General features: G+C 59.2%; 21 protein-coding genes. 14 read left to right on the top strand and 7 right to left on the bottom strand.

Features of this window, described 5'->3' with window-relative positions; genetic code table 11:
• Positions 1-319 precede the first annotated feature (319 nt).
• On the bottom strand, positions 320-859 hold the full coding sequence (locus CHN51_RS02735) for a nuclear transport factor 2 family protein (protein WP_100092644.1): 540 nt from the start codon (positions 857-859) through the stop codon (positions 320-322).
• A gap of 55 nt (positions 860-914) precedes the next feature.
• Here CHN51_RS02735 and CHN51_RS02730 point away from each other — a divergent pair, with 55 nt between their 5' ends.
• From CHN51_RS02730 to CHN51_RS02715, 4 genes are all read left to right on the top strand, one after another.
• A complete protein-coding gene (locus CHN51_RS02730; protein WP_164088972.1) occupies positions 915-1,481 on the top strand; it encodes a nuclear transport factor 2 family protein in 567 nt (188 codons plus the stop codon).
• Positions 1,471-2,838 carry an aromatic ring-hydroxylating dioxygenase subunit alpha gene (locus tag CHN51_RS02725; RefSeq protein WP_100092642.1) on the top strand — a complete coding sequence of 456 codons (1,368 nt, stop codon included), beginning with the start codon at positions 1,471-1,473 and terminating at the stop codon, positions 2,836-2,838. Before CHN51_RS02730 ends, CHN51_RS02725 begins: the two co-directional genes overlap by 11 nt.
• A gap of 80 nt (positions 2,839-2,918) precedes the next feature.
• A complete protein-coding gene (locus tag CHN51_RS02720; protein ID WP_100092641.1) occupies positions 2,919-3,827 on the top strand; it encodes a haloalkane dehalogenase in 909 nt (302 codons plus the stop codon).
• Positions 3,828-4,108: 281 nt separating this feature from the next.
• Positions 4,109-5,200, top strand: a complete 1,092-nt coding sequence (locus CHN51_RS02715; RefSeq protein ID WP_100092640.1) for an endonuclease/exonuclease/phosphatase family protein — start codon at positions 4,109-4,111, stop codon at positions 5,198-5,200.
• A 14-nt stretch (positions 5,201-5,214) separates the two neighbouring features.
• On the opposite strand, the gene CHN51_RS02710 is transcribed toward CHN51_RS02715, so the two are convergent.
• From CHN51_RS02710 to CHN51_RS02700, 3 genes are all read right to left on the bottom strand, one after another.
• Positions 5,215-5,475: a hypothetical protein gene (locus CHN51_RS02710; protein WP_123906221.1), complete on the bottom strand. Its 261-nt coding sequence runs from the start codon at positions 5,473-5,475 to the stop codon at positions 5,215-5,217.
• A gap of 317 nt (positions 5,476-5,792) precedes the next feature.
• On the bottom strand, positions 5,793-7,316 hold the full coding sequence (locus CHN51_RS02705) for a carboxyl transferase domain-containing protein (protein WP_100092638.1): 1,524 nt from the start codon (positions 7,314-7,316) through the stop codon (positions 5,793-5,795).
• Positions 7,317-7,371: 55 nt separating this feature from the next.
• Positions 7,372-8,664: a S41 family peptidase gene (locus CHN51_RS02700; RefSeq protein WP_240616840.1), complete on the bottom strand. Its 1,293-nt coding sequence runs from the start codon at positions 8,662-8,664 to the stop codon at positions 7,372-7,374.
• A 285-nt stretch (positions 8,665-8,949) separates the two neighbouring features.
• Here CHN51_RS02700 and CHN51_RS02695 point away from each other — a divergent pair, with 285 nt between their 5' ends.
• Positions 8,950-9,915 (top strand): M90 family metallopeptidase, encoded by a 966-nt coding sequence (locus CHN51_RS02695; RefSeq protein ID WP_240616839.1) that lies wholly within the window; start codon positions 8,950-8,952, stop codon positions 9,913-9,915.
• A 257-nt stretch (positions 9,916-10,172) separates the two neighbouring features.
• Here CHN51_RS02695 and CHN51_RS02690 read toward each other — a convergent pair whose 3' ends face one another.
• On the bottom strand, positions 10,173-11,282 hold the full coding sequence (locus tag CHN51_RS02690) for an isoaspartyl peptidase/L-asparaginase (protein ID WP_100092635.1): 1,110 nt from the start codon (positions 11,280-11,282) through the stop codon (positions 10,173-10,175).
• A gap of 87 nt (positions 11,283-11,369) precedes the next feature.
• Between CHN51_RS02690 and ispG the strand changes: the two genes are divergently transcribed.
• Both ispG and yghX read left to right on the top strand, forming a co-directional pair.
• The gene (ispG, locus tag CHN51_RS02685; protein ID WP_100092634.1) at positions 11,370-12,497 is read left to right on the top strand and encodes a flavodoxin-dependent (E)-4-hydroxy-3-methylbut-2-enyl-diphosphate synthase; all 1,128 of its coding nucleotides are present in this window, start codon (positions 11,370-11,372) and stop codon (positions 12,495-12,497) included.
• A 227-nt stretch (positions 12,498-12,724) separates the two neighbouring features.
• Positions 12,725-13,621: a YghX family hydrolase gene (yghX, locus tag CHN51_RS02680; protein WP_100092633.1), complete on the top strand. Its 897-nt coding sequence runs from the start codon at positions 12,725-12,727 to the stop codon at positions 13,619-13,621.
• A gap of 16 nt (positions 13,622-13,637) precedes the next feature.
• On the opposite strand, the gene CHN51_RS02675 is transcribed toward yghX, so the two are convergent.
• The gene (locus CHN51_RS02675; protein ID WP_164088970.1) at positions 13,638-14,144 is read right to left on the bottom strand and encodes an Rrf2 family transcriptional regulator; all 507 of its coding nucleotides are present in this window, start codon (positions 14,142-14,144) and stop codon (positions 13,638-13,640) included.
• A 76-nt stretch (positions 14,145-14,220) separates the two neighbouring features.
• Between CHN51_RS02675 and CHN51_RS02670 the strand changes: the two genes are divergently transcribed.
• From CHN51_RS02670 to gspN, 3 genes are read left to right on the top strand one after another with little or no spacing between them, the layout of a single operon-like run.
• Positions 14,221-15,156, top strand: a complete 936-nt coding sequence (locus tag CHN51_RS02670) for a hypothetical protein (RefSeq protein ID WP_100092632.1) — start codon at positions 14,221-14,223, stop codon at positions 15,154-15,156.
• Between the two features lie 10 nt (positions 15,157-15,166).
• Positions 15,167-15,652 carry a thioredoxin family protein gene (locus CHN51_RS02665; protein ID WP_100092631.1) on the top strand — a complete coding sequence of 162 codons (486 nt, stop codon included), beginning with the start codon at positions 15,167-15,169 and terminating at the stop codon, positions 15,650-15,652.
• A 15-nt stretch (positions 15,653-15,667) separates the two neighbouring features.
• On the top strand, positions 15,668-16,387 hold the full coding sequence (gene gspN / locus CHN51_RS02660) for a type II secretion system protein N (RefSeq protein WP_100092630.1): 720 nt from the start codon (positions 15,668-15,670) through the stop codon (positions 16,385-16,387).
• A 32-nt stretch (positions 16,388-16,419) separates the two neighbouring features.
• On the opposite strand, the gene CHN51_RS02655 is transcribed toward gspN, so the two are convergent.
• Positions 16,420-16,713, bottom strand: coding sequence for a hypothetical protein (locus CHN51_RS02655; protein ID WP_100092629.1), 294 nt, complete (start codon positions 16,711-16,713; stop codon positions 16,420-16,422).
• A gap of 203 nt (positions 16,714-16,916) precedes the next feature.
• On the opposite strand from CHN51_RS02655, the gene CHN51_RS02650 reads away from it, so the two are divergent.
• From CHN51_RS02650 to CHN51_RS02635, 4 genes are all read left to right on the top strand, one after another.
• On the top strand, positions 16,917-17,918 hold the full coding sequence (locus CHN51_RS02650) for an LLM class flavin-dependent oxidoreductase (RefSeq protein ID WP_100092628.1): 1,002 nt from the start codon (positions 16,917-16,919) through the stop codon (positions 17,916-17,918).
• Between the two features lie 101 nt (positions 17,919-18,019).
• Positions 18,020-19,297 (top strand): Na+/H+ antiporter NhaA, encoded by a 1,278-nt coding sequence (gene nhaA, locus CHN51_RS02645; RefSeq protein WP_100092627.1) that lies wholly within the window; start codon positions 18,020-18,022, stop codon positions 19,295-19,297.
• 2 nt (positions 19,298-19,299) lie between these two features.
• Positions 19,300-20,628, top strand: coding sequence for a hypothetical protein (locus CHN51_RS02640; protein WP_100092626.1), 1,329 nt, complete (start codon positions 19,300-19,302; stop codon positions 20,626-20,628).
• A 122-nt stretch (positions 20,629-20,750) separates the two neighbouring features.
• Positions 20,751-21,641 (top strand): CPBP family intramembrane glutamic endopeptidase, encoded by an 891-nt coding sequence (locus CHN51_RS02635; RefSeq protein WP_100092625.1) that lies wholly within the window; start codon positions 20,751-20,753, stop codon positions 21,639-21,641.
• Positions 21,642-21,781 lie beyond the last annotated feature (140 nt).

Here is a 21,781-nt window from a genome sequence, read left to right as displayed (position 1 = left end):
CGATGCAATAAGTCGAGATTGTCCGTTTTTGATGCAAAAATATCACAACGGGCCGCCGGCGCAGCGGACGATCCGCTGTCCTACACGGGCTCTCTGCGCTTATGCTGCGCATCGTGACGAGTCTTTGCCGGACATGTGTCCCCGCCGGCCGACGCGCCGGGGCGGGGCGTTGCAAAGGTTACACTAGGCCGGGCTGTTGTTGGAGAAATATGGCTGTTTTCCGGGGCCTCGGGGCAAAGGTCGCAGAAAATAATAACGGGCTGTCCTGTAAACTTCCCGCAGGGCAGGGGCGCGGCTATCCGGCCGGCGCATCCGCGCGCTATTTATAGACGATATCATCCGGGAAGCGCGCGGCCTGGCGCAGCGCCGACAGGGCGGGGTGGTCGGCGTCGTGGGTGGTGGCGGCATTCTGGCTCCAGCTCATCACCGGTTCGCGATGTCTGATTTTCCAGACATCGCCGCGCTTCTCGAACCGGTCGAGATAGCGGCCGAAATAGGTCATCTCGCTGTCCGCGCCATCGGCTCCGGCGAGATAGTGAAAGGCGATGAGATAGCTCTCGACGCGCGCCTGCGGGCCATCGAAGGCGTAGAGAATGTTGGTGACCATATGGTGGGTCTGGCGGAACGCCTTGATCGCCGGCACCAGCTCCGTGCAGAATCCGTGGGCAGGCACGGCTTCCGGACCATAAGCGGTGGTGGCATCGGGCCAGTAGCAGCTTTTCAGCGTCGCTTCATCCGCCCGGTCGACGCCGCGACAGTGCAGGGCGATGATCCCGGCGATGGCGGCGCGATCGGCCAGTTCCGCTGCGTCTGGCACGCGGCCCGGTTCCTGCGCGCCTGCTCGATTGTCGTCCGCCATGGTCACCCTCCTGCTATCGATAAGAGTAATTTACCCGATCCGTCCGGCTCCTACTATGCCTCAAAAGAACAGGAGAGATGCGATTAGGGCGACCGAACTGGAGGCCTTGACGGCCAATCTGGCGATCCGCGATCTGGCGGCGCTGTACATGCGCGGGCTGGACCGGCTGGACCGCGACCTGCTGCGCGCGCAATTCTGGGACGACGCCTATCTGAGCTACGGCATCTATGAGGGCGGTCCGGACGGCTTTGCGGACTTCTGCATCGACGCCCTGAAAACGCACGAGCGCAACCATCATATGCTCGGCCAGCATCTGATCGAGCTGTCCGGCGATGAAGCCTTTGGCGAAGTCTATTATCAGGCCTATCACAAGCTGACCAATGAGGCGGACGAGCCGCGCGATCTGTTCATCAGCGGGCGCTATGTCGACCGGCTGGAGAAGCGCGGCGGCGTCTGGAAATTCGCCTATCGGTCGGAACTGGTCGACTGGGTCCGCGACGATCCCTGCACCGACGCCTTCCTCGATGGTTCGCCGATGATCCTCGGGGCGCGCAAGCCCGCCGACCCGCTTTACGACCGTATCGCCATGACCCGCACACCGGAGCCCGACCATGACCTATGACCTGACCAAACCGTCCGATCCCAATCTCGCGCCGGGCGAGGCGCGCTGCCCGGGCCCCTCGATGCAGGATATCATGGACGCAGACGGCGACAATCCGCCGCCGGCAATGCGGACCGAACAATATGAATTTCTCGGCGACGAGGATATCAGCTTCGACCGCTATATCGACCCCGCCGTCCATGAGCGCGAAATCGACCGGATGTGGAACCGGACCTGGCAATGGGCCTGTCGCGAGGAGCATATTCCCGCGCCCGGCAACCAGCATGTCTATGATGTCGGTCCCTATTCGATCCTGGTCGTGCACGGCGATGACGGCAAGATCCGGGCGTTCGTGAACAGCTGTCCGCATCGCGGCATGAAATTCGCTACCGAAGGCAGCAGCAGTGCCAGGCGCTCGCATATCCGCTGCCCCTTCCACGGCATGACCTTCAATCTCGACGGATCGCTCAAGGAAATCCCCTGCCGCTGGGACTTCCCGCATCTGAACGAGGATAATTTCGGCCTGACCGAGATCCGCTGCGAACTGTGGGGCGGCTTTGTCTTCATCAATATGGACGACGATGCGCCACCGCTGGCCGACTATCTGGAAATATTGCCAGACCATTTCAAGCAATGGCCGATGGACGACCGCTATGTCGCGCTGCACACGCAGAAGGTGCTGCCGGCCAACTGGAAAATGGCGATGGAGGCCTTTCTCGAGGCCTATCATGTGCTGGAAACCCATTCGCAGGCTGTCTACACCGCCGGCGACGCCAATGCGCAATATGATATTTTCGGCAAGAATGTCAGCCGCTTCATGCATGCGATCGGCGTGCCCAGCCCGCATCTGAACCAGCCGGTCAGCGAGGCCAAGCTGTTCGAGAAGTTGGGCCGCGATCCGAAGGACCTGCCCGAGGGGGCATCGGCCCGGAAAGTCCATGCCGATATGCTGCGCCAGGAACATGGCAGCGAGTTTAATGTCGACCTGTCCGGCGTCTCGACCAGCGAGATGATCGACAGCCTTGAATATTTCCTGTTCCCCAACATGTTCTTCTTCCCCGGCATCAACATCCGCCTCTGCTACCGGTTCCGGCCGATCGACGTGGATCACTGCCTGCACGAGATACTGGTGCTGCAACCGCTGCCCGAAAACGGCGAGCGCCCCGCGCCCGCAAAGCCGATCAGGCTGGAGATTGAGGACAGCTACACCAGCGTGGAAGGCTTCGTGCTTGCGGATATCCTCGATCAGGACACCGACAATCTCGCGATGCAGAGAGATGGCGCCAAGGCCTCGAAGAAAGGCGCTCAGTCGCTCGGCAATTATCAGGAGGCCCGGATCCGGCGCTTGCAGATGACGCTGGATGAGTATCTTGCGTGAGCCTAGGTGCCTATGTGGTCCGTTCCTATGGTTTGTGACTTCTGCTAAGCCGGATAAAAGCAGATAATAGGAGACTCGTTATGCCCATCGCCGCCCTCCGCACGCCTGAAGACCGCTTTGCCGATATCCCGGACTTCGATGTTCCGGTCCATTATGCCGATGATCTGCCCGGCTATGAGGGGTTGCGCGCCGCTTGGGTCGATACCGGGCCGGTCGATGCGGAAACAACTTTCCTGTGCCTGCATGGCGAGCCGAGCTGGTCCTTTCTCTATCGCAAGATGATCCCGCATTTCACTGCGACCGGTGCGCGGGTGGTGTGCCCGGATTTCTTCGGCTTTGGGCGCTCCGACAAGCCGACCGAACTGGAAGCCTATACATTCGACTTCCACCGCAATCATATATTGGCGTTGGTCGAGCGGCTGGGCCTGACCAATATCACTCTGGTGGTGCAGGATTGGGGCGGGTTGATCGGGCTGACGTTGCCGGTGGACGAAGCATTCAAGGCGCGGCTATCGCGGCTGATCATCATGAACACGGCGCTGGGACTTGGGACAGGCGCGGGCGACGGCTTCAATGCGTGGAAACAATATGCGCTGACCGTTCCGGTTTTTGATGCCGGCCAGATTATCGCGCGCGGCACGCCGGAAATGAGTGAGGCGGAGATTGCTGCCTATAATGCGCCCTATCCGGATGACCGCTATCAGGCCGGCGCGCGGAAATTCCCGGCTCTGGTGCCGGTCGAACCGGATATGGAAGGTGTCGAGGTCAGCAAGCAGGCCGCGGCTTTCTGGAGCAGCGAATGGACGGGCCCCAGCTTCATGGCGATCGGCGGCTCCGACCCTGTGCTCGGTCCGCCGGTGATGAAGATGATGCACGGCTTGATCAGGGACTGTCCCGAGCCGCTGCTGATCGAGGAGGCCGGGCACTTCGTGCAGGAATGGGGCGATATTGTCGCACCGGCTGCGCTGAAGTCGTTTGGTGATATTTAGGGCGTGGTGGGGCCCAGTGGTGCACCGGTGGTCGAACCTAGATTTTAGACGAGAGCCGCCCTTCGACAGGCTTAAGACGAACGGAGATCATAGCCGTTCGTCTTGAGCCTGTCGAAAGACCATCCAGTCGAGAGGGGCCGCTGATTTCGCAACCTTCGGTTCGAAACGCTCGGGATGAACGGCACGGATTGATCAAGGCTGTCCTACTGCAGCCGGATCCGCTATAGTCCGGCAAAAGATAAACGGTCGCATGTTCTGGTTCCTGAAGATGGAGAAGCCACATGCCGCAATATTATTATCTCAAATATATTCCGAAAAGCGATCGGCCGCGCGTCGTCGGTAATCTCGAGCGGCTGATCGGGCAGCTCGATCGCGAAGTGCCTGACAAGGACAGCGAGCAGACATTGTTGCTGGCGACCTGGAATATCCGCAATTTCGGCAAGGTCCGGCGGCTGCCGGAGAGCCTGATGTATATCGCCGAGATATTGTCGCGCTTCGACTTCGTCGCGGTGCAGGAAGTGGTCGATCTGGACGACTGGCATGCGGTGATGGACCGGCTGGGCCCGGATTATGATTTCATCGCTTCGGACAAGACCCATCACAAGCTGGGCAGCGGCGGCGAACGGCTGCTCTATCTCTATGACAAGCGCAAGGTGCGCTTCCAGAATATCGCCGGCGAAATCGTCTTGCCGACCGAGATGCTAATCACCGATGATACGGCGGGAGAGGGTGGCGAGCTATTCCAGGGCAAGCAGTTCCGGCGATCCCCGTTCATCACCGCCTTCCAGTCCGGCTGGTTCAAGTTTGATATCTGTACAGTGCACCTTTTCTACGGTTCCTCATCGGGATCCAAATTGCAGCAAAGGGTTCAGGAAATCGACCGCGTCGCCGACTATTTCGCCGATCGTGCCGAGCAAGCCCAAAAGGAGGGGCGGTCGTTGATCCTTTTGGGTGATTTCAATATCGTCCATCCCGATCACGAGACCATGACGGCGCTGAAGCGGCACGGTTTCCGGATTCCCAATGCTCTCAACCGGCCGTCCAATCTGGACCTGAGCAAATATTATGACCAGATCGCCTTCATGACCGATGACGACACGCTGAATTTCATTGACCGGCAGACCGACGATCCGAAAAAGGCCAATGCGGGCATTTTCGAGATATTCAAATCGGTCTATCGGGATGGCGATACGCTGGAATATGAAAAGGAATTGAGGAAGAAAGCCGGCGGCAAGGACAAGCAGGGCGCGGCGCTGGGCAAATATTACAAGGGCAGCTGGCGGACATATCAGCTATCCGACCACAAACCGATGTGGGTGCGGATCAAGTCAAATGCAGCGGCCGCCTATCTGGAACGCATGCGGTCGAACTGAATCGCAACCCGCAGTCAGGCGACCATCGCGGTTTTGCTGAGATGTTCGGTAAAACGCGGCTGCATCGGCTGGCTTGCGACCATCGCCAGCGGGAGCGCGGTTTCGCAATGGGCGCATTCGGCGCTGATCCGTCCGACATGCCAGTGCGATTTGCCACAACCTGGGCAGCGGTTGACGATATCGAGATGATAGAGCGGCTGATAGCCCCGCTCCTGTCCCTGTTCGGCCAATGGTTGAACAGGCTGATTGATGAATGATCTAGGAGATAAGTACATCGTTTCGTCCTTCCTTTGTTGCGCCGAACCTATTGTGCTTACTGCGTATCAAATGCCATTTGGTTGCTGTACCAGCGATGAACCGTTTGTTTTGGTAGATGAAATGATAATCCCATCATCCGAAAACGATAGGATGTTTTCGTCATTTCCCGGTGATAGCTATCACAAGACGAAGCAATCATCTGATTTTAAATGGTAATTATTCACGATTTTACATGGTGCTTGGCCACCATGAACTTTTCGACAGGGTTAACGCCCCTGAGGTCCTTCGGCGCCCCCGACCGCGCCGATGTGATCCCGAACAAGCGCTGCCGTGATCAGCCTGTTCCCAGCTTGCGCCAAGCCAGATCGGCAAATTCGCAGAGCAGTGGCCGCGTGTCGCGCGGGTCGATGATATCCTCGACACTGAACTGCTCGGCGGTACGGAAGGGCGAAGTGACCTTGTCGAGCTTCGCCTTGATCTCCGCCAGCCGCGCGGCCGGATCTTCGGCGCTTTCGATATCGCTTTTGTAGGCGACCTCGAGGCCCCCGGCGATCGGCAGCGAGCCCCAGTCGCCCGAGGGCCAGGCAAAGCGGTACTGGAAACTCTCGGCATTGCTCATCGCGCTGCCGGCGATGCCGTAGGCGCGGCGGACGATGACACTGGCCCAGGGCACGGTCGCTTTATAGACCGCGTTCATCGCCTGCACGCCATAGCGGATAGTGCCGGTGCGTTCCGCTTCGCCGCCGATCATGAATCCGGGATTGTCGACCAGATGGACGACTGGCAGATGGAATTGTTCGGCCAGCTTGGCAAAGCGTTCAACCTTTTCCGATGACTTGGCTTCCCACGAACCGCCGAGAAAAGACGGATCATTGGCGAGCACCGCGACTGGCCAGCCGTCGAGCCGGGCAAAAGCGGTGATCGCGGCGCGGCCCCAGCGCTTGCCCATTTCGAATACCGAGCCTTCGTCAAACACGGACGTCATGATCTTGCGCATCGAATAGACCTGCTTGTCCTCGCGCGGCACGGCGGACAGCAGGCTTTCATCCCTGCGGTCGATGGGGTCCCAGTTCTCTGTCCGGGCGGCGAGCTGGTTTACATTGCTCGGCAAATAGGACAGAAATTTGCGGGCGGTGACAAAGGCTTCGGCTTCGCTGGCGACTTCTTCGTCAACCACGCCATTGGTGGTGTGGATGTCGGAGCCACCCAACTGTTCCTTGCTGAGATCATCGCCAATCGCGGCGGCCACGGCCGGGCCGGCGGCGAAAATCTGGGACAGTCCCTTAACCATGATCGAATAATGGCTGGCGACGGTGCGTGCCGCGCCCATGCCTGCAGTGGGTCCGAGCGCCAGGGCCACCACCGGAACCGTGTCCTGGTTCTTGATGATATCTTCCCAGCCGGGAACCGCAGGCACATAGGTAAAGCCCATATCTTCCAGCGATTTGACCGAGCCACCGCCGCCGGTGCCGTCGATCATCCGGATCATCGGAATGCCCAGCGTGTGGGCCATTTTTTCGCACTGGGTGAATTTCCGGTGCAGCGCCGCATCGGCGGCCCCGCCGCGTACGGTAAAATCATCGGCAGAGGCGACAACCGGGCGCCCCTCGATATTGGCACGCCCGAAAATCAGGTTGCTCGGCGCAAAATCCTCGAATGTCCCGTCCTCGGCATAGGTGCCGCGCCCGGCAATCTTGCCGATCTCGCGGAAACTGTCCTCGTCGACAATACCGGCAATCCGCGCCCGTGCGTCAAGTTTGCCACGGCCATGCTGGCGGGAGACTTTTTCCTCGCCGCCCATTTTCTCGGCCAGCCGCTGGCGCTCGGCCAGTTCTTCAAGTTCGGGTTTCCATGTCATGTCCTGCGTTTAACCGACTGGTTAAGGCAGGGGAAGCGGGAATCGCGCTCTGGCATCAAGACCCGTCCAATTCGCGCCCGAGATATTCCAGCGCGCTGCGCATGGCGGGGTCACTGCCGCTCGCATCCCGGTCCGCCGATTCCAGCGGCATATCGGCGATATAATCCTCGCGCGGCGTGCCATTGACGTGAAACAGCGTTTCCGTGCCGAGATCCATGCGCGCTCCGGATTTCTCGAGATTGATATTGGAGAGGGCGCCCAGCAGGTCCGCCATGTCGGAGGAAATCGTATAGGCACCGGCTGCGGCATCCAGACCGATGACCAGACCTTCCCCCATGCTGCCGGTCCAGCGGCCGCCGAGCACGACGAGCGGCCCCTGATATTGCGGGTTGCGCGGCTTGACCTGCTCGATGAAACGGCGGGGCACGGTAAATTCCCGCTCTAGACTGGGAATTTCGTGAATCTGGTAGGATCGTGTGTCCGTCACGAAATGACCAATGATGCTGCGCGCCACCTCGGTATTGCCGCCGCTGGGCGTGTTGCGCAGGTCGATGATCATCGCCCGCGTGTCGGACAGGCCTGCAACAGCCTGATCGAAAGCCGGGATCAGGTCATTATTACCCAGCGCATTGTTGATGCGGATGATGCCGATATCGCCATTTCTGTCCGTCTCGAGCAAGGGGCCGGCGCTTATCGATTTGCCGAGATCATAGCTGGCCGGCAGGCTGATCGTGCGGCTTTTCCCGTCGACCTCAAAGACGAGAGTGCGCGGCTGATTGCGCAAGCCGCTGACTGCCAACATCGCGCCATAATTTCTCTGCCGGTCCGTCGGCTCGGGCAGCAGTTGCCCGTAAGGCCGGATCGCAGCGACGTTCATTGCGATTCCGTCCGCCGAGACAATTTGCCAGCCGGGGCGGATGCCGGCCTTGTCCGCAGCGGAACCGGCGCGGACATCGGCGACATGAAAGCGGCCGCCGGCATAGCGGGTTGCGATATCCGATCCGGTGGGAATGATTGAATAGTCGGTCTCGTCGAAGGGACCTACTATGAAATGCGGGTCGGAAAAGGTTAGCGCTGTCTGATGCAGGGTCTTGCGAAATATGTCGCGGTCGGGGGCTTGCACGGCCAGAGCCTTCGATCGTGCAAGCTGGGCATCAACATCGATGTCGCTACGCTGCGCATAAGCGTAAAACAGACGAAACTGGTCTTCAAACTCCTGCCAGGCTTGCCCGGCATCAAAAGTTTCGGCGCCTTTGGTCTGCGCAGAGGGTGCCTGCGCCGCTGCATATACCGGCGCGACCATGAACAGCGCCAGCACCGGTGAAATCGCTTTGGCCATTATTTTCATTCTTGCTCCTCATGCATTGCGAAATTTATCCTGTCTCTGTCGCAAGTCCGCCCGTCTGTTGCAACATCCGCTTTCAGGATTATTGCCGGTCCGGGTGAACTTTACACAAAGAGGGCTGGTTATTTTCTGTGACCTTTGGCTGGATAGCGCAGAAAACCGGTGTGCGCACCAAGGTCGGGATCCGCCGAGTGTGACCTTTCAAAAAGGCGGTCTTGATTGCATAGTCTGATCCTGCGTCACCCATCTGACCGGTATAGCGCGATGCAGCAATGTAGGACAGGATCATTGGACGCTATCCATTGTTCCGACTTGATGTGGCATGTTCCATTGACTGGCATTCCACCGCCACGTTGCACATCCAGTGGCGTGAACGGCTGCACAGGCGTTGCTTGTGCTGCTATTGTATTCTGCACCTTTCGTTTTTACTTCAGTAGCATGAGCGGGTTGTTCTTCCTCCTTGGTGCATTGGCAATTGTCGCAGTGCTTTTATATCGGCACTGGGCGAGAAAGCGTCGGCGCGAACAACTGTTGGCGACACCGCTGACTTCAGACCAGCGCGAAGTGATCGCCAGGCTGGTGCCGATTGTACGCCGGCTACCGGAACCATTGCGGCCCAAGTTGGAAGGGAAGATCAATCTATTTCTCGATCAGGTCACCTTCCGAGGCAATCAAGGTCTCGAAATAACCGAGGAAATCAGGCTCTCGATCGCCGCTCAGGCCTGCTTGTTAATCGCCAACAGTCCGGCCTGGTACAACACGATCAGAAACGTGTTGGTCCATCCTTCCGCTTTTCACATCAACCGCAACACCCACGACGGACTTGTCGTCCATGAGGGCAGGCACTCGATGCTTGGCGAAAGCTGGGCCCGGGGGCCGGTTATCTTGTCATGGGAACATGCGCTTCACGGGGGTCTCGGCGAAGACGATGGACACAATGTCGTCATCCACGAGTTCGCGCACCAACTGGACAGCCTGACCGGCGACACCAATGGCATACCGATCTTGCGCAAGGGGCAAGCGTATAAGGGCTGGGAAAAAGCCATGCTGGATGCCTTCCACAAGCATGTGGAACGTGTTGAACGTGGACACAACACCTTGATCGACCCTTATGGCGCAAACAACCATCAGGAGTTTTTTGCCGAAGCGATTGTCGCGTTTTTTGAAAAACCCCGATTGATGCACCGTGAGGAGCCAGCGCTCTATGCGCAGCTGTCGGAACTGCTGGCGCTAGATCCCGCGCATTGGGATTAGGCAAGGCTGACTGTGAATCCCGGCTATCGAGCAATGCAGCCAATATTGGAGACCCGACAACTGGGTCATGAGTGAACATATTATCCGAGTATTTCCGACGTCCCTTTTGCGTCCTTTACAGCCATTAAATCGTGCCAACGCCAACGCCAACGACCGCTAGCGTGGCGAAAGCCGATGTTGCTCACGCGCGATCCGCAACGCCCGTTTTTTGCTTCTTCAGCGGATATTGGCTTTCGCATTTCTATGCTGTCGCCTGTTCATTCTTCATCCCCGTAAATCGCGACACTTGGTTCAGCCTCGCTGGTCGCCCGACCGCGGTACATGCCGGCGGTGTTGAAGCTGTAGCCGGCCTGGCCCCAAGGGGTGGCGTAGATGATGCCGCCGTCGCCACCCAGTTCGCCGAGTTCGGCGATCACGTCGTCGGCGATCTGCTGGATTTCCGAATCTGAGAACATGAATTCGCTGGCGTGAACGATATAAGTGTCATTACCGTCGGCATCCTTTGGCACCGCCCGTTGGGCTTCCTTGAGCGCTTCGGGAAAGCGCATCCGGATACGGGTGCAAATTTCGTGGGCGACGCCGAGGCGGATGAAATATTCGCCCGATCCGGTTGCCGAAATCGCGCAGCTGCGGTCGTCAGCATAGGTGCCGGCGCCGATGATGGGACTGTCGCCGATCCGGCCCCAGCGCTTGCCGGTCATGCCGCCGGTCGAGGTGCCCGCGGCCATATGACCCTGCCGGTCCATGGCGACCGCTCCAACCGTGCCGAACTTGTAATCCACATCGGCGGCGCTGACCTTTTGGGCGCGCAGGTCGTCAATCTGTTTCAGCCGATAAGGGGTGGCATAATAGTCCGGCGGCACCTGCTCCAGCCCCTGTTCGCGGCTGAACTGGTTGGCGCCTTCGCCGGAGAGCATCACATGCGGGCTGTTGTCCTTGACTGCGCGCGCCAGCAATATCGGGTTTTTGGTGCCGTTGATCCCGGCCACCGCGCCCGCCGACAGGTCGCTGCCGTCCATGATGCTGCTGTCGAGCTCGTTGGTCCGGTCCCAGGTGAACACCGCGCCTTTGCCAGCGTTGAAATTGGGATTGTTTTCCAGCGAGATGATGGAGGCGGTAACAGCATCCATTGCGGTGCCGCCATTTTTCAATATGTCTGAGCCGATCGTCAGGGCCGCGTTCAGTGCTGTCCTGATTTCCGCATCTTTCTCAGGCGTGATCCTGTCGCGTTCGATCGTTCCGGCGCCGCCATGAATGGCAATCGACCAATCTGCTTCCCCGTCCAGCCGATCCTGCGCATTGACGGTTGTTGTCGCGGCCGAGAGCGCGAGGGACAGGCCCAGCCCTTTGAGTAAATAGCGGATCATATCGATGCTCTCCCGATTGGCTCTTATCATTTGGCGGTGGACAGCGTATATGTTCGGCAAACGAGCCCTTCTGACAAGAGCAAAGATATGACCTCAAATAATCCATCGCTGCGACCCTGGCGCGATATTGATCGGCGCAAGTCCCGCCAGATCATGGTCGGCGATGTTCCGGTCGGCGGCGACGCGCCGATTACCGTGCAGACGATGACCAACACGCTGACGTCCGACGCCAAGGCGACGATCGACCAGATCCGCCGCTGCGAAGAGGCGGGCGTTGATATCATTCGTGTGTCCTGCCCTGATGTCGAGAGTACGACGGCGCTGAAGCAGATTGTCCGGGCGAGCAATGTACCGATCGTCGCGGATATCCATTTTCACTATAAGCGCGGGATTGAAGCGGCGGAGGCGGGTGCGGCCTGTCTGCGGATCAATCCGGGCAATATCGGTTCTTCGGCGCGGGTTCGCGAAGTTATCGACGCGGCCAAGTCCAATGGCTGCGCGATCCGCATCGGGGTCAACGCGGGCAGTCTGGAAAAGGACCTGCTCGAGAAATATGGCGAGCCTTGTCCCGAAGCTTTGGTCGAAAGCGCGCTCGACCATATCAAGATATTGCAGGACCATGATTTTCACGAATTCAAGGTCGCGGTGAAAGCCTCGGACGTGTTTCTTGCCGTCGCGGCCTATTCGCAGCTGGCTGACGCGGTGGACTGCCCGCTGCATCTCGGCATCACCGAGGCGGGCGGCCTGATCGGCGGCACCGTGAAAAGCTCGATCGGCATGGGCAATCTGCTCTGGGCCGGGATCGGCGACACGATCCGGGTGAGCCTGTCTGCGGAGCCCGAAGAGGAAGTGCGCGTCGGCTATGAAATGCTCAAGGCGCTCGGTCTGAGAACCCGCGGTGTCCGCGTGGTCAGCTGCCCGAGCTGCGCGCGCCAGGGCTTTGATGTGATCCGCACGGTGCAGAAGCTGGAAGAACGGCTGCAACATATCCGCACGCCCTTATCGCTCTCGGTGCTTGGCTGCGTCGTCAACGGTCCGGGCGAGGCGCGCGAAACCGATATCGGCATCACCGGCGGCGGCAAGGGCAAGCATATGGTTTATCTGTCCGGTGTTACCGACCATCATGTCGCGGATGCAGATATGGTCGATCATATCGTCAAGCTGGTCGAAGCCAAGGCGGCGGAGATCGAAGCGGGGATTAGCGAAGCGGCTTGAAGCGCCATGCGGTCAGGATTGCTGACAAGCTGAAATTTTTCAACGAACATCTAAGATAATCACCGTTCGCCCTGAGCCTGTAGAAGGGCCTCTCTCGGCTCGCGCTTCGTCAGCGTTGCGAGGAACGAGGTGCTTCGACAAGCTCAGCACGAACGGCATTTGCAAAAATGCATTCTCTGCTATGCTCTGGCGAGTTTCTGCCCATTTTCGCTGAAGGATGATCCATCATGACTTCGACCCGCAAACGCGCAAGCGACTTTCACCCGCATATTCTCGAAATTTTTGACGGCTATGTGCATGGCCTGATCTCGAAGCGCGACTTTATCAGGCAGGCCGGGAAATTTGCTGCCGCCGGCGTGACCGGGGCGATGATCCTCGATCAGCTGCAACCGAATTATGCCTGGGCGGCGCAGGTGGAACCGGATGATCCGGCGATCACCTCCGAGCGGATCAGCTACGACAGTCCGGAAGGCCATGGCAAGATCAACGCGCTGATGGCGAAACCGGCGGGAGCGACGGGCAAACTGCCGGCGGTGCTGGTGATCCACGAAAATCGCGGGCTCAATCCCTATATCGAGGATGTCGTACGGCGGGTGGCCAAGGCCGGTTATCTGGCGCTGGCGCCCGATGGATTGTCACCCTTGGGCGGCTATCCCGGCAATGACGATGACGGACGGGCGATGCAGCGCACGCTCGATGGCGCCAAGCTGATGGAAGATTTCTTCGCCGCTTTCGAATTTCTGCGCGACCATGACGGTTCGACCGGCAAGGTTGGTGCGGTCGGCTTCTGCTATGGCGGCGGCGTGTGTAACGCGCTGGCGGTGGCCTATCCGGACCTTGCCGCCTCGGTGCCTTATTACGGGCGCCAGCCGGAAGCCGCCGATGTCCCGGCAATTGAGGCACCGCTGATGATCCATCATGCTGGCAATGACGAGCGGATCAACGCCGGATGGCCTGCCTATGAGGCGGCTCTGGCGGAGCATCAGAAAGAATATAGCGTCCATTTCTATCCTGATGTGAATCACGGATTCCACAATGACACGACGCCGCGCTATGACGAGGAAGCGGCAAGCCTGTCCTGGCAGCGGACGCTGGCCTTTTTCGACACCCATCTGCGCAGCTAGAGGCGCAGGCGGCCGGTTACGTCTTTTCGCTGAGCGGCATCGTCTCGCTCTCGAGCCAATGGCCGACATCGGACAGATGTTCGGGCCTTGAATTCTGTACAACCTGCGCGCCCAAATCCGCGATTGTTACCGTTTTCAGACTGTCCCTAAACGCGCGCTCGGCGACTGCAAAAGCCGAGGCAATCTGGCAGGGCTTGCTACAGTCTTTCTTCTTCAAGCCACAGGGACCGTTCTGCCGGATTTCGGTGCAGCGGAAGGCAGGGCCATGGCCTTCGATCGCGGCGGTTATGTCCCACAGCGTGATATCCGTGGCAGCTTTCGCGAGCCGGTAACCGCCATGGGCGCCGCGCGAGGATTGCACGATCCCCGCCTTGCTGAGCGCCTGCAATTGCTTCGCCATATAGGCGGTCGGTACCTCGTGATAGCGGGCGAGCGCCTCGGCTTTCAGGCCGCGACCCTCCGGTAGCGCAATCATCATTACCGCGGCATGGGCAGCCCATTCGACGCCCTTGGAAATCTGCACGTCTTGACTCTCTCTATAAATCGGACAATAAATATCCGAATAACATGGACTCGGGGCATTTTGAAGGAGAAATTGCATGCTGATGGGAAAACCGGACTGGCTTGATCGTATCGCCCAGCTGCTGGTGCTGGGGGTTGGCCTGTTTGCCTTGTTCTTCGGCCTGTTCATGATCATCGCGCCGCTCGACTGGTATGTCGCGATCCCGACGGTGATTACCACCGGCCCGCCGAACCAGCATTTCATCCGCGATATCGGGATTGCCTACGTGGCCTGCGGCGTGATCCTGCTCTATGCGAGCGTCAATATCCACATGCGTTGGCTGGCGGCTCTGGCGGGTGCATTGTGGCTGTCGCTGCACGGCATATTGCACATTTACGAAGTGTCAGTCGGGATTTGCTCGCCGGATGCCTTTATTGCCGATGCGCCCGGCGTTCTGGGGCCACCGCTGCTGTTGTTCCTGGCACTTGCTATCCTGTTCGCGCGGCAGCGGATCGCGCCGGCCGGTATTCCCAAATCCCTTTTTCTCAAACTCGCCAATGCACAGGCAGAGGAAAGCGAGCGTGAATATCATGATGCAATCGCCGCCGCGCCCGGTCATGCGCTTGAAAAATTCATGCATTTCCTTCCCGCCTCGATGCACCGGCACGCGGCGCCGCCATTGCTGTTCCACGCCGCGCGGATGGGGGCCAATATGGTCGAGGATTGCGGGCCCTGCGCGATCACCTGCGCGAACTGGGCGCTCGCCGATGATGTCCCGAAAGATACCGTCAACGCCTGGTTCAAGGGGCCGGACAATTTGCCGGGGGAGGAAGCGCTGGCCTTCCGCTTCGGTCAGGCGATCGCGACCCAGTCGCCCGATGCTTTCGAACTGGGTGACCGGATCGAGGCGCAATATGGCCGGGATGTCCGTTTCGAGCTGGCGATGAGCGCGGCGATGGTGCGCAGCTTCCCGGCGATGAAGCGTGGCCTTGGTCTGACAAAAGCCTGTTCCCTCACGCCGCTGGAAGTGTAATAGCCGGTGGATGAGATTTTTGCTGCTTGTTCTGGCCGGTCTGGCCCTTGTTCCGATATCCGCGGTGGCGGCAGAACCGCATGGCGGTGATCATCCGGAAGCCCGGCCTTTTGAGCAGGAAGCAGACGCATCGGCGCTCATCGACGCAGCGCTAGCACGGGCACAACTCGCCGAAAAACGAGTGATTGTCGTCATGGGCGCCAACTGGTGTCACGACAGCCGCGGGCTGGCGGGCTGGTTTTTACAGCCGCGTTTTGCCGCGATGCTCGAGCCCCGATATGAAATCGTCTATGTCGATGTCGGCTTCAAAGACCGCAATATCGATATTGCCCGGCGTTTCGGGATCCAGGCAATCAAGGGGACACCGACGGTGTTGGTGCTGTCTCCGCAAGGTGTGTTGCTTAACCGCAAGTCCGCTCCCAAATGGCGCAACGCGGCGAGCCGGACGGAAGAGGATATTTTTGCCTATTTCGACCAATTTTCCCCCGAACTCTGATCCGAAGGAAAGCAGGTGCCGCGCGTCTTGACCTATGTTCTGATCTTGTTGGCGGTGATCGCCGTGGCGCTGTTCTTTCTGCCGCTGAGGCTTGCCGTCGGATGGGCGGGGCTGGAGGAAACAGGTTTCTCGGCCAAGACGATCAGCGGCTCGGTCTGGAGCGGCCGGATCAAAGGCGCGCAACTCGGGCCGTTTTCGCTCGGCGATCTCGACGCCGGGCTGCGACCTTTGCCGTTGTTGACGGGCCAGGTGCTGATGGATCTGGAACGGTCGCCGGCAGCCGGCGATCCCGGATTGGTTGCGACGGTCGGCAAAGCCGGAAACCGTCTGCTGGTGCAGGATTTGACGACTGTGCTGGGCCTCGGCAGCCAGCTGGCGCCCTTGCCGGCCTCTGCGATTGAACTGCAGACAGTCAGCATCAGCTTCGCCGGCGGTCGCTGTCAATCGGCCAGTGGTCAGGTGCGGGTATCGCTCGACGCCAATATCCCGGGGCTGAATCTCAAACAGGGGTTGCTCGGCAATGCCGAATGTCAGGACGGGGTGCTGGTGCTGCCGCTGCAAAGCGGGTCCGGGATGGAACAGCTGACGCTGAAGCTCCAGGGGAACGGCTTCTACACCGCGCGACTGTCCTTGTCGGGAAGCGACCGCGCCTGGACCCTGCTGTTGCCGACGCTGGGCTTTCGCAAGGTGCCGGACGGCTATGCGATCAAAGTGGCAGGGCAACTGGCTCGTTGATCTCGATCGGTGAAACGCGGGACTTGCCGCTTTCAACGGCCGGAAAAGAAGGCGTAATATTTTCGTTTGCGTAGTGTCTTTTTGCCCGACAGTTTCTCAAAAAGGAACCGCAGCAGGCGGACCGGATATATGAACATGTACCAGGCCATTTTCAGCAGCAGGGCAAAAATGGCTATCAGCGGGATTATAGGAAAAACATAGAAATGGCGCCGCACCGATCTGGCGAGGGCGGACTGGCCGGAAAAGCGTACAAAAAGGGCCGTGAAGAAAAAGGCGAGGACCAGATAGATGCCAATCAAGGTTTCAACGCTGATCGGAGATAGCATAGATAGTTCCCTTCTAACTATGTTCGCACGGCTCTCCTGGTCATAGAGTGTTTCGAATCGTTCTGAAAATGCGGTGGTTTACACGAATTTACATAGATGAAATCCGAAGATAAAGCCATTTTTCCCCACCCGCCGATATTTTCCCGGGAGTTGATATAAGGCGCTATAGACTTCACTTGGTATTTCAGGAGCAACGTGAATATATGGCAGGCAAGATGAAATTCTCTATTCTCGACCTCTCTCCGGTGCCGCAGGGCAGCGATGTGAAAAGCGCGCTCGACCGGTCGCTGGCGCTTGCCCGGCATGGTGAGGCGCTGGGCTACGAGCGGTTCTGGATGGCCGAACATCACGGGATGGAGGGTATTGCCAGTGCCGCCACGGCCGTCGCTCTGTCCCATATCGGCCACGGGACCAAGACAATCCGCATCGGTGCCGGCGGCATCATGCTGCCCAATCATGCCCCTATGGTGATTGCCGAACAATTCGGCACGCTGGAGGCCCTGTTTCCGGGGCGGGTGGATCTCGGTCTGGGGCGCGCGCCGGGATCGGACCAGCGCACCGCGCAGGCCTTGCGTCGCAATCTCAACAGCGATGCGAATGAATTTCCGCGCGATGTACTGGAGCTGCAGGCCTTTCTGGCCGGGGATGACCGGCTGGGCATCCAGGCGACACCGGGGCAGGGCAGCAATATCCCGCTCTATATTCTCGGTAGCAGCCTGTTCGGCGCGCAACTGGCGGCAGCCCTAGGGTTGCCATATGCCTTTGCCTCGCATTTCGCACCGCAGATGCTCGACGAGGCGCTCAGGATCTACCGCCGTGATTTCAAGCCGTCCGCGCAACTGGCCGAACCCTATGTCATGTGCGGATTCAATATATTTGCCGCCGACAGCGACGCGGAAGCGGAATATCTTGCCAGTTCGATGATGCAGAGCTTTGTCGCGCTGCGCACCGGCAATCCGGGCAAGATGCCGCCACCGGTCGAAGGTTATCGCGAAAGCTTGCCGCCCCAGGCGCAATCGATGCTCGAACAGATCATGCAGGGCAGCGCTGTGGGCTCGCCGGAGACGGTAAAGCAGGGGGTTGATCGCTTCGTTGAACGGACCGGGGCCGATGAGCTGATCATCTCCGGTTCGATCTTCGATCAGGCAGCGCGCGAGAAAAGCTATACCATTGCGGCGGAAGTTCGAGATCTGGTCGCCGTCTAGAGCCAAATTCGCTGCATACAGGTCTTGATTTTACCCTCCGGCCTGCGCATGACCCGGAAAATCGTAATTCCGAGACAGACCCCCCAAGGGAGAAAAAAATAGTGCCACGCTCAGGTAGAAATTCAGCGCTTCGCGACTTTCTGAAAAGCGAAGCGGCGGGCGGCATATTGCTGATGGCCGCTGCCGCGCTGGCGATGATCGTCGCCAACAGTCCACTGTACGACATGTACCACCATTTTCTGCACGAGATTAAGGGCCCGACCCTGTCGAGCAAATTGGGACCGATGACTCCGCATCTGTGGATCAATGACGGACTGATGGCGATCTTCTTCCTGCTCGTCGGGCTGGAAATCAAACGCGAATTTGTCGATGGCCGGCTCAACAGCTGGGATCGTCGGCGTCTGCCGGTCGTCGCTGCTGCGGCCGGGATGGCGGTTCCAGCGCTTATCTATCTTGTAATTGTGCAAGATATTCCCGCGCTTTACAATGGTTGGGCGATCCCGGCTGCTACCGATATCGCCTTTGCGATCGGGGTGCTGGCCTTGCTCGGACCGCGCGCGCCCACCTCGCTCAAACTGTTTCTGGTAACCGTCGCGATCGTTGACGACATGGGGGCAGTGGCGATCATCGCTCTGGTCTACACGGCCGAGATCAACGGTGCAGCCCTGCTTGCCAGCGCCGCAATATTGGCGATCATGTACACGATGAACCGCAATGGGGTGCTCAAGCTCTGGCCTTATCTGATCTTTGCCGGGTTGCTCTGGTATGCGGTGCTGATGTCCGGTGTCCATGCGACCATAGCCGGCGTGTTGGCGGCGATGGTCATTCCGATCGTGGTCACACCCACCTCGCCGGATGCGGAACATTCACCGCTACACCGGCTGGAACATGCGATTGCGCCGTGGAGTGCGTTCCTGATCGTACCGATATTCGGCTTTGCCAATGCCGGCGTGTCGCTCCAGGGCATTGGTATCGAACATATTTTTGCGCCGCTGCCGCTCGGTATCGCTGCCGGTCTGTTCTTCGGCAAGCAGATCGCCATATTCGCCAGCGTCTGGATTGCGGTCAAAACCGGTTTTGCCGGCCGGCTGGGTGGAGCGAGCTGGCTGCAGGTTTACGGCGTTGCCATGCTCTGCGGGATCGGCTTCACGATGAGCCTGTTCATCGGAGCGCTGGCTTTCCCCGGAAACGAACTGCTGATCGAGGAAGCCAAGATCGGTGTGCTCGGCGGCTCCCTTCTGTCAGCCGTTGTCGGCTACTGCGTCCTTCGCTTTGCACCGCAGGACCGGCATTTGAAATCGCTGGACGAGGGCGAGGCCGAGGAATTGCTGGACGTCCTTCCTGATGCAGCGGTGAAGAAGCTGAAAGACACCCTGTGAGGATGTTCGGGCTCGCTGCCGCTGCCAGCCTGGCGATTGCCGGCCCGGCGGCGGCAACCGGGCCGGCAGCGCCGCCGGTCATTACCGATACGGCGCGGCTGAAAGCAGCGAATGCGCTCGATTCCATCGCGACGGATTATGTCAAGTTGACGCTGGCGCTGGGCGAGCAGGAGCCTGGCTATGTCGACGCCTATTATGGTCCTCCGAAATGGGCGGAAGCAGCGAAATCCGATCCCCGCGACATGCGCGAACTGGGCAACGCGATAGTTGTCCTGATGGAACGGCTGGATGCGTTGCCGGAGGGAGAGTCTCCCCTGGCCGAAGCGCGCAAAGGCTTTTTGTCGGCACAACTCGAAGCGGCACTGACTCGTCATGCGATGATATTGGGCGAAACCTTCTCCTTTGCCGACGAAGCCAAGGGCTTGTTCGGGGTGGTGCCGGATCTCAAGCCGCTGGCCGAATATGATCCGGTGCTCGAGGAGATCGAGAATATCATTCCCGGAGACGGTCCGCTCAGCCAGCGGGTGGCGGATTTCGAAAGTGGCTATATCATCCCCAAGGACCGGTTGCAGACCGTGTTCGACACGGCGATTGCCGAGTGCAGGGCACGGACGGCCCGGTATTTCGACCTGCCTGCCGGCGAGAATTTCCGGCTGGAATTTGTCACCGGCAAGAGCTGGAGCGGCTATAATTATTATCAGGGCGGTTACCAGAGCCTGATCCAGGTCAATACCGACCTGCCGATCTTTATCGGCCGCGCGGTCGATCTCGGCTGCCACGAAGGCTATCCCGGCCATCATGTCTATAATATGCTGCTCGAGCAGAATCTGACCAATGGCCGCGGCTGGACGGAATTTTCTGTCTATCCGCTTTACAGCCCGCAGAGCCTGATCGCCGAGGGCTCTGCCAATTATGGCATCGAGCTCGCGTTCAGCGGCCAGGAACGGCTGGATTACGAGCGCGACGTGCTTTACCCGCTCGCCGGCCTCGATCCCGACACGGCGGCGGCTTACTGGGCCGTGCAAATCGCCAAACAGGCGCTGAGCGGCGCGCGGATGACGATTGCGCAGCAATATCTCGATGGCGAAATCACCCGCGACCAAGCGATTGCGCTCAACCAGAAATATCAGCTGGTCTCGGCCGAGCGCGCGGCGCAGATGACCGATTTCAACGAGCAATATCGCAGCTATGTGATCAACTACGGTCTCGGCATGGAAATGGTCCGCGACTGGATCGAAGCCCAGGGCGACGCGCCGCTGTGGCGCTGGAAGGCGATGGAGCGGTTGCTGAGCGAGCCGGTGCTACCGGGTGATCTGGTGATTGAGGAGTGATCTCGTCATACTGAACTTGTTTCAGTATCCGGAGCGGCTAAGCGCGAAATTCTCGCGGGGTCCTGAAACGAGTTCAGGATGACGAAGGAGCGATCGCCCCCAAAAATTTGAAAGTCCCGTTTATGCCGATGATCCACAATCTTCTCCGCGCTTTGGGCAGCTTTCTCCTGTCGCTTGCAGTTATCGCCGCCATTGCCGGTGCGTTTCGGTTCGGGGTGGAGCCGGTAATTGCCGGGCTATTCGATCTTGACGAACAGTCGCGCGGATATGTCAGGCGGATCGGCATGCTCTGCGCCTTTGTGCTGGGCTACTGGATCTACACGAAATATATCGAGCGGCGGGCCGGCAACAGCGATCTCGCCGTCGATATCCCGTTGATCGGACTGGGCGTCCTGTCGGGCGTTGCGATCATCGGCATACCGATGATCCTGCTCTATCTCATGGGCTATTATCAGTATATTTCCTATTCCGGCTTCCACGCGGTGCTGGGCGTCGGTCTGGTCATTCTTGCCGCGGCCATATTGGAAGAGCTGCTGTTTCGCGGGGCCCTGTTCGCCATTTCCGAACGCTATTTCGGCACCATTGTCGCGCTTGTGTCGCAGACCCTGCTGTTTGCCGGCCTGCATATGTTCAACGATAATCTGGGGGGCTGGCTCAGCATATTGTCGACCGCGCTGATCGGCGGAATGTGGACGCTGATGTATATGGTTCGCCGCAATATCTGGATGATCGGCCTGCACCATGCCGCTTGGAATTTCACGATATTCATGACCGGCTTGCCGTTGACCGGTCAGGAAGACTGGCGGGCTGCGGCGCCGGTGCAGAGTGACTTTGTCGGGTCGAGGTTGATGACCGGCGGGGCCGCCGGACCGGAAGAATCGCTCCTTGTCCTGATCGTTGTGGCCGTCATAGTCGGGCTGCTGATCAGGAAGAGCATGGACGCGAAGCTGATCCGGCCGCTGCCACGGCGATCCGTGTCGTTCTGGCCGAAGGATCGGGTGGTTGACGAGTGATATGGTCATGCTGAGCGTGTTCCTGCATCCGGAATGACCACAGGCGTCCTGTCTTTCCGGATCGTGAGCCAGGTTCAGGATGACGAATTTTTTTGTCAGAAAATACTCCCCCTCTCTCCCTCAAGAGAGAAGGACAAACA

This window comes from Sphingorhabdus sp. YGSMI21, from assembly GCF_002776575.1.
Lineage (GTDB): Bacteria > Pseudomonadota > Alphaproteobacteria > Sphingomonadales > Sphingomonadaceae > Parasphingorhabdus.
This window is presented reverse-complemented; position numbering and strand designations above follow the sequence as displayed.

Bases quoted from the DNA above. Each gene is read 5' to 3' on its own strand.
- CHN51_RS02670 (WP_100092632.1), top strand. From the start codon at position 14,221: ATGCTGATGGGAAAACCGGACTGGCTTGATCGTATCGCCCAGCTGCTG.
- CHN51_RS02730 (WP_164088972.1), top strand. From the start codon at position 915: ATGCCTCAAAAGAACAGGAGAGATGCGATTAGGGCGACCGAACTGGAG.
- yghX (WP_100092633.1), top strand. From the start codon at position 12,725: ATGACTTCGACCCGCAAACGCGCAAGCGACTTTCACCCGCATATTCTC.
- CHN51_RS02650 (WP_100092628.1), top strand. From the start codon at position 16,917: ATGGCAGGCAAGATGAAATTCTCTATTCTCGACCTCTCTCCGGTGCCG.
- CHN51_RS02700 (WP_240616840.1), bottom strand. From the start codon at position 8,664: ATGAAAATAATGGCCAAAGCGATTTCACCGGTGCTGGCGCTGTTCATG.
- CHN51_RS02735 (WP_100092644.1), bottom strand. From the start codon at position 859: ATGGCGGACGACAATCGAGCAGGCGCGCAGGAACCGGGCCGCGTGCCA.
- CHN51_RS02705 (WP_100092638.1), bottom strand. From the start codon at position 7,316: ATGACATGGAAACCCGAACTTGAAGAACTGGCCGAGCGCCAGCGGCTG.
- CHN51_RS02715 (WP_100092640.1), top strand. From the start codon at position 4,109: ATGCCGCAATATTATTATCTCAAATATATTCCGAAAAGCGATCGGCCG.
- CHN51_RS02690 (WP_100092635.1), bottom strand. From the start codon at position 11,282: ATGATCCGCTATTTACTCAAAGGGCTGGGCCTGTCCCTCGCGCTCTCG.
- CHN51_RS02640 (WP_100092626.1), top strand. From the start codon at position 19,300: ATGTTCGGGCTCGCTGCCGCTGCCAGCCTGGCGATTGCCGGCCCGGCG.
- ispG (WP_100092634.1), top strand. From the start codon at position 11,370: ATGACCTCAAATAATCCATCGCTGCGACCCTGGCGCGATATTGATCGG.
- CHN51_RS02635 (WP_100092625.1), top strand. From the start codon at position 20,751: ATGCCGATGATCCACAATCTTCTCCGCGCTTTGGGCAGCTTTCTCCTG.
- CHN51_RS02720 (WP_100092641.1), top strand. From the start codon at position 2,919: ATGCCCATCGCCGCCCTCCGCACGCCTGAAGACCGCTTTGCCGATATC.
- CHN51_RS02725 (WP_100092642.1), top strand. From the start codon at position 1,471: ATGACCTATGACCTGACCAAACCGTCCGATCCCAATCTCGCGCCGGGC.
- CHN51_RS02665 (WP_100092631.1), top strand. From the start codon at position 15,167: ATGAGATTTTTGCTGCTTGTTCTGGCCGGTCTGGCCCTTGTTCCGATA.
- CHN51_RS02655 (WP_100092629.1), bottom strand. From the start codon at position 16,713: ATGCTATCTCCGATCAGCGTTGAAACCTTGATTGGCATCTATCTGGTC.
- CHN51_RS02710 (WP_123906221.1), bottom strand. From the start codon at position 5,475: ATGTACTTATCTCCTAGATCATTCATCAATCAGCCTGTTCAACCATTG.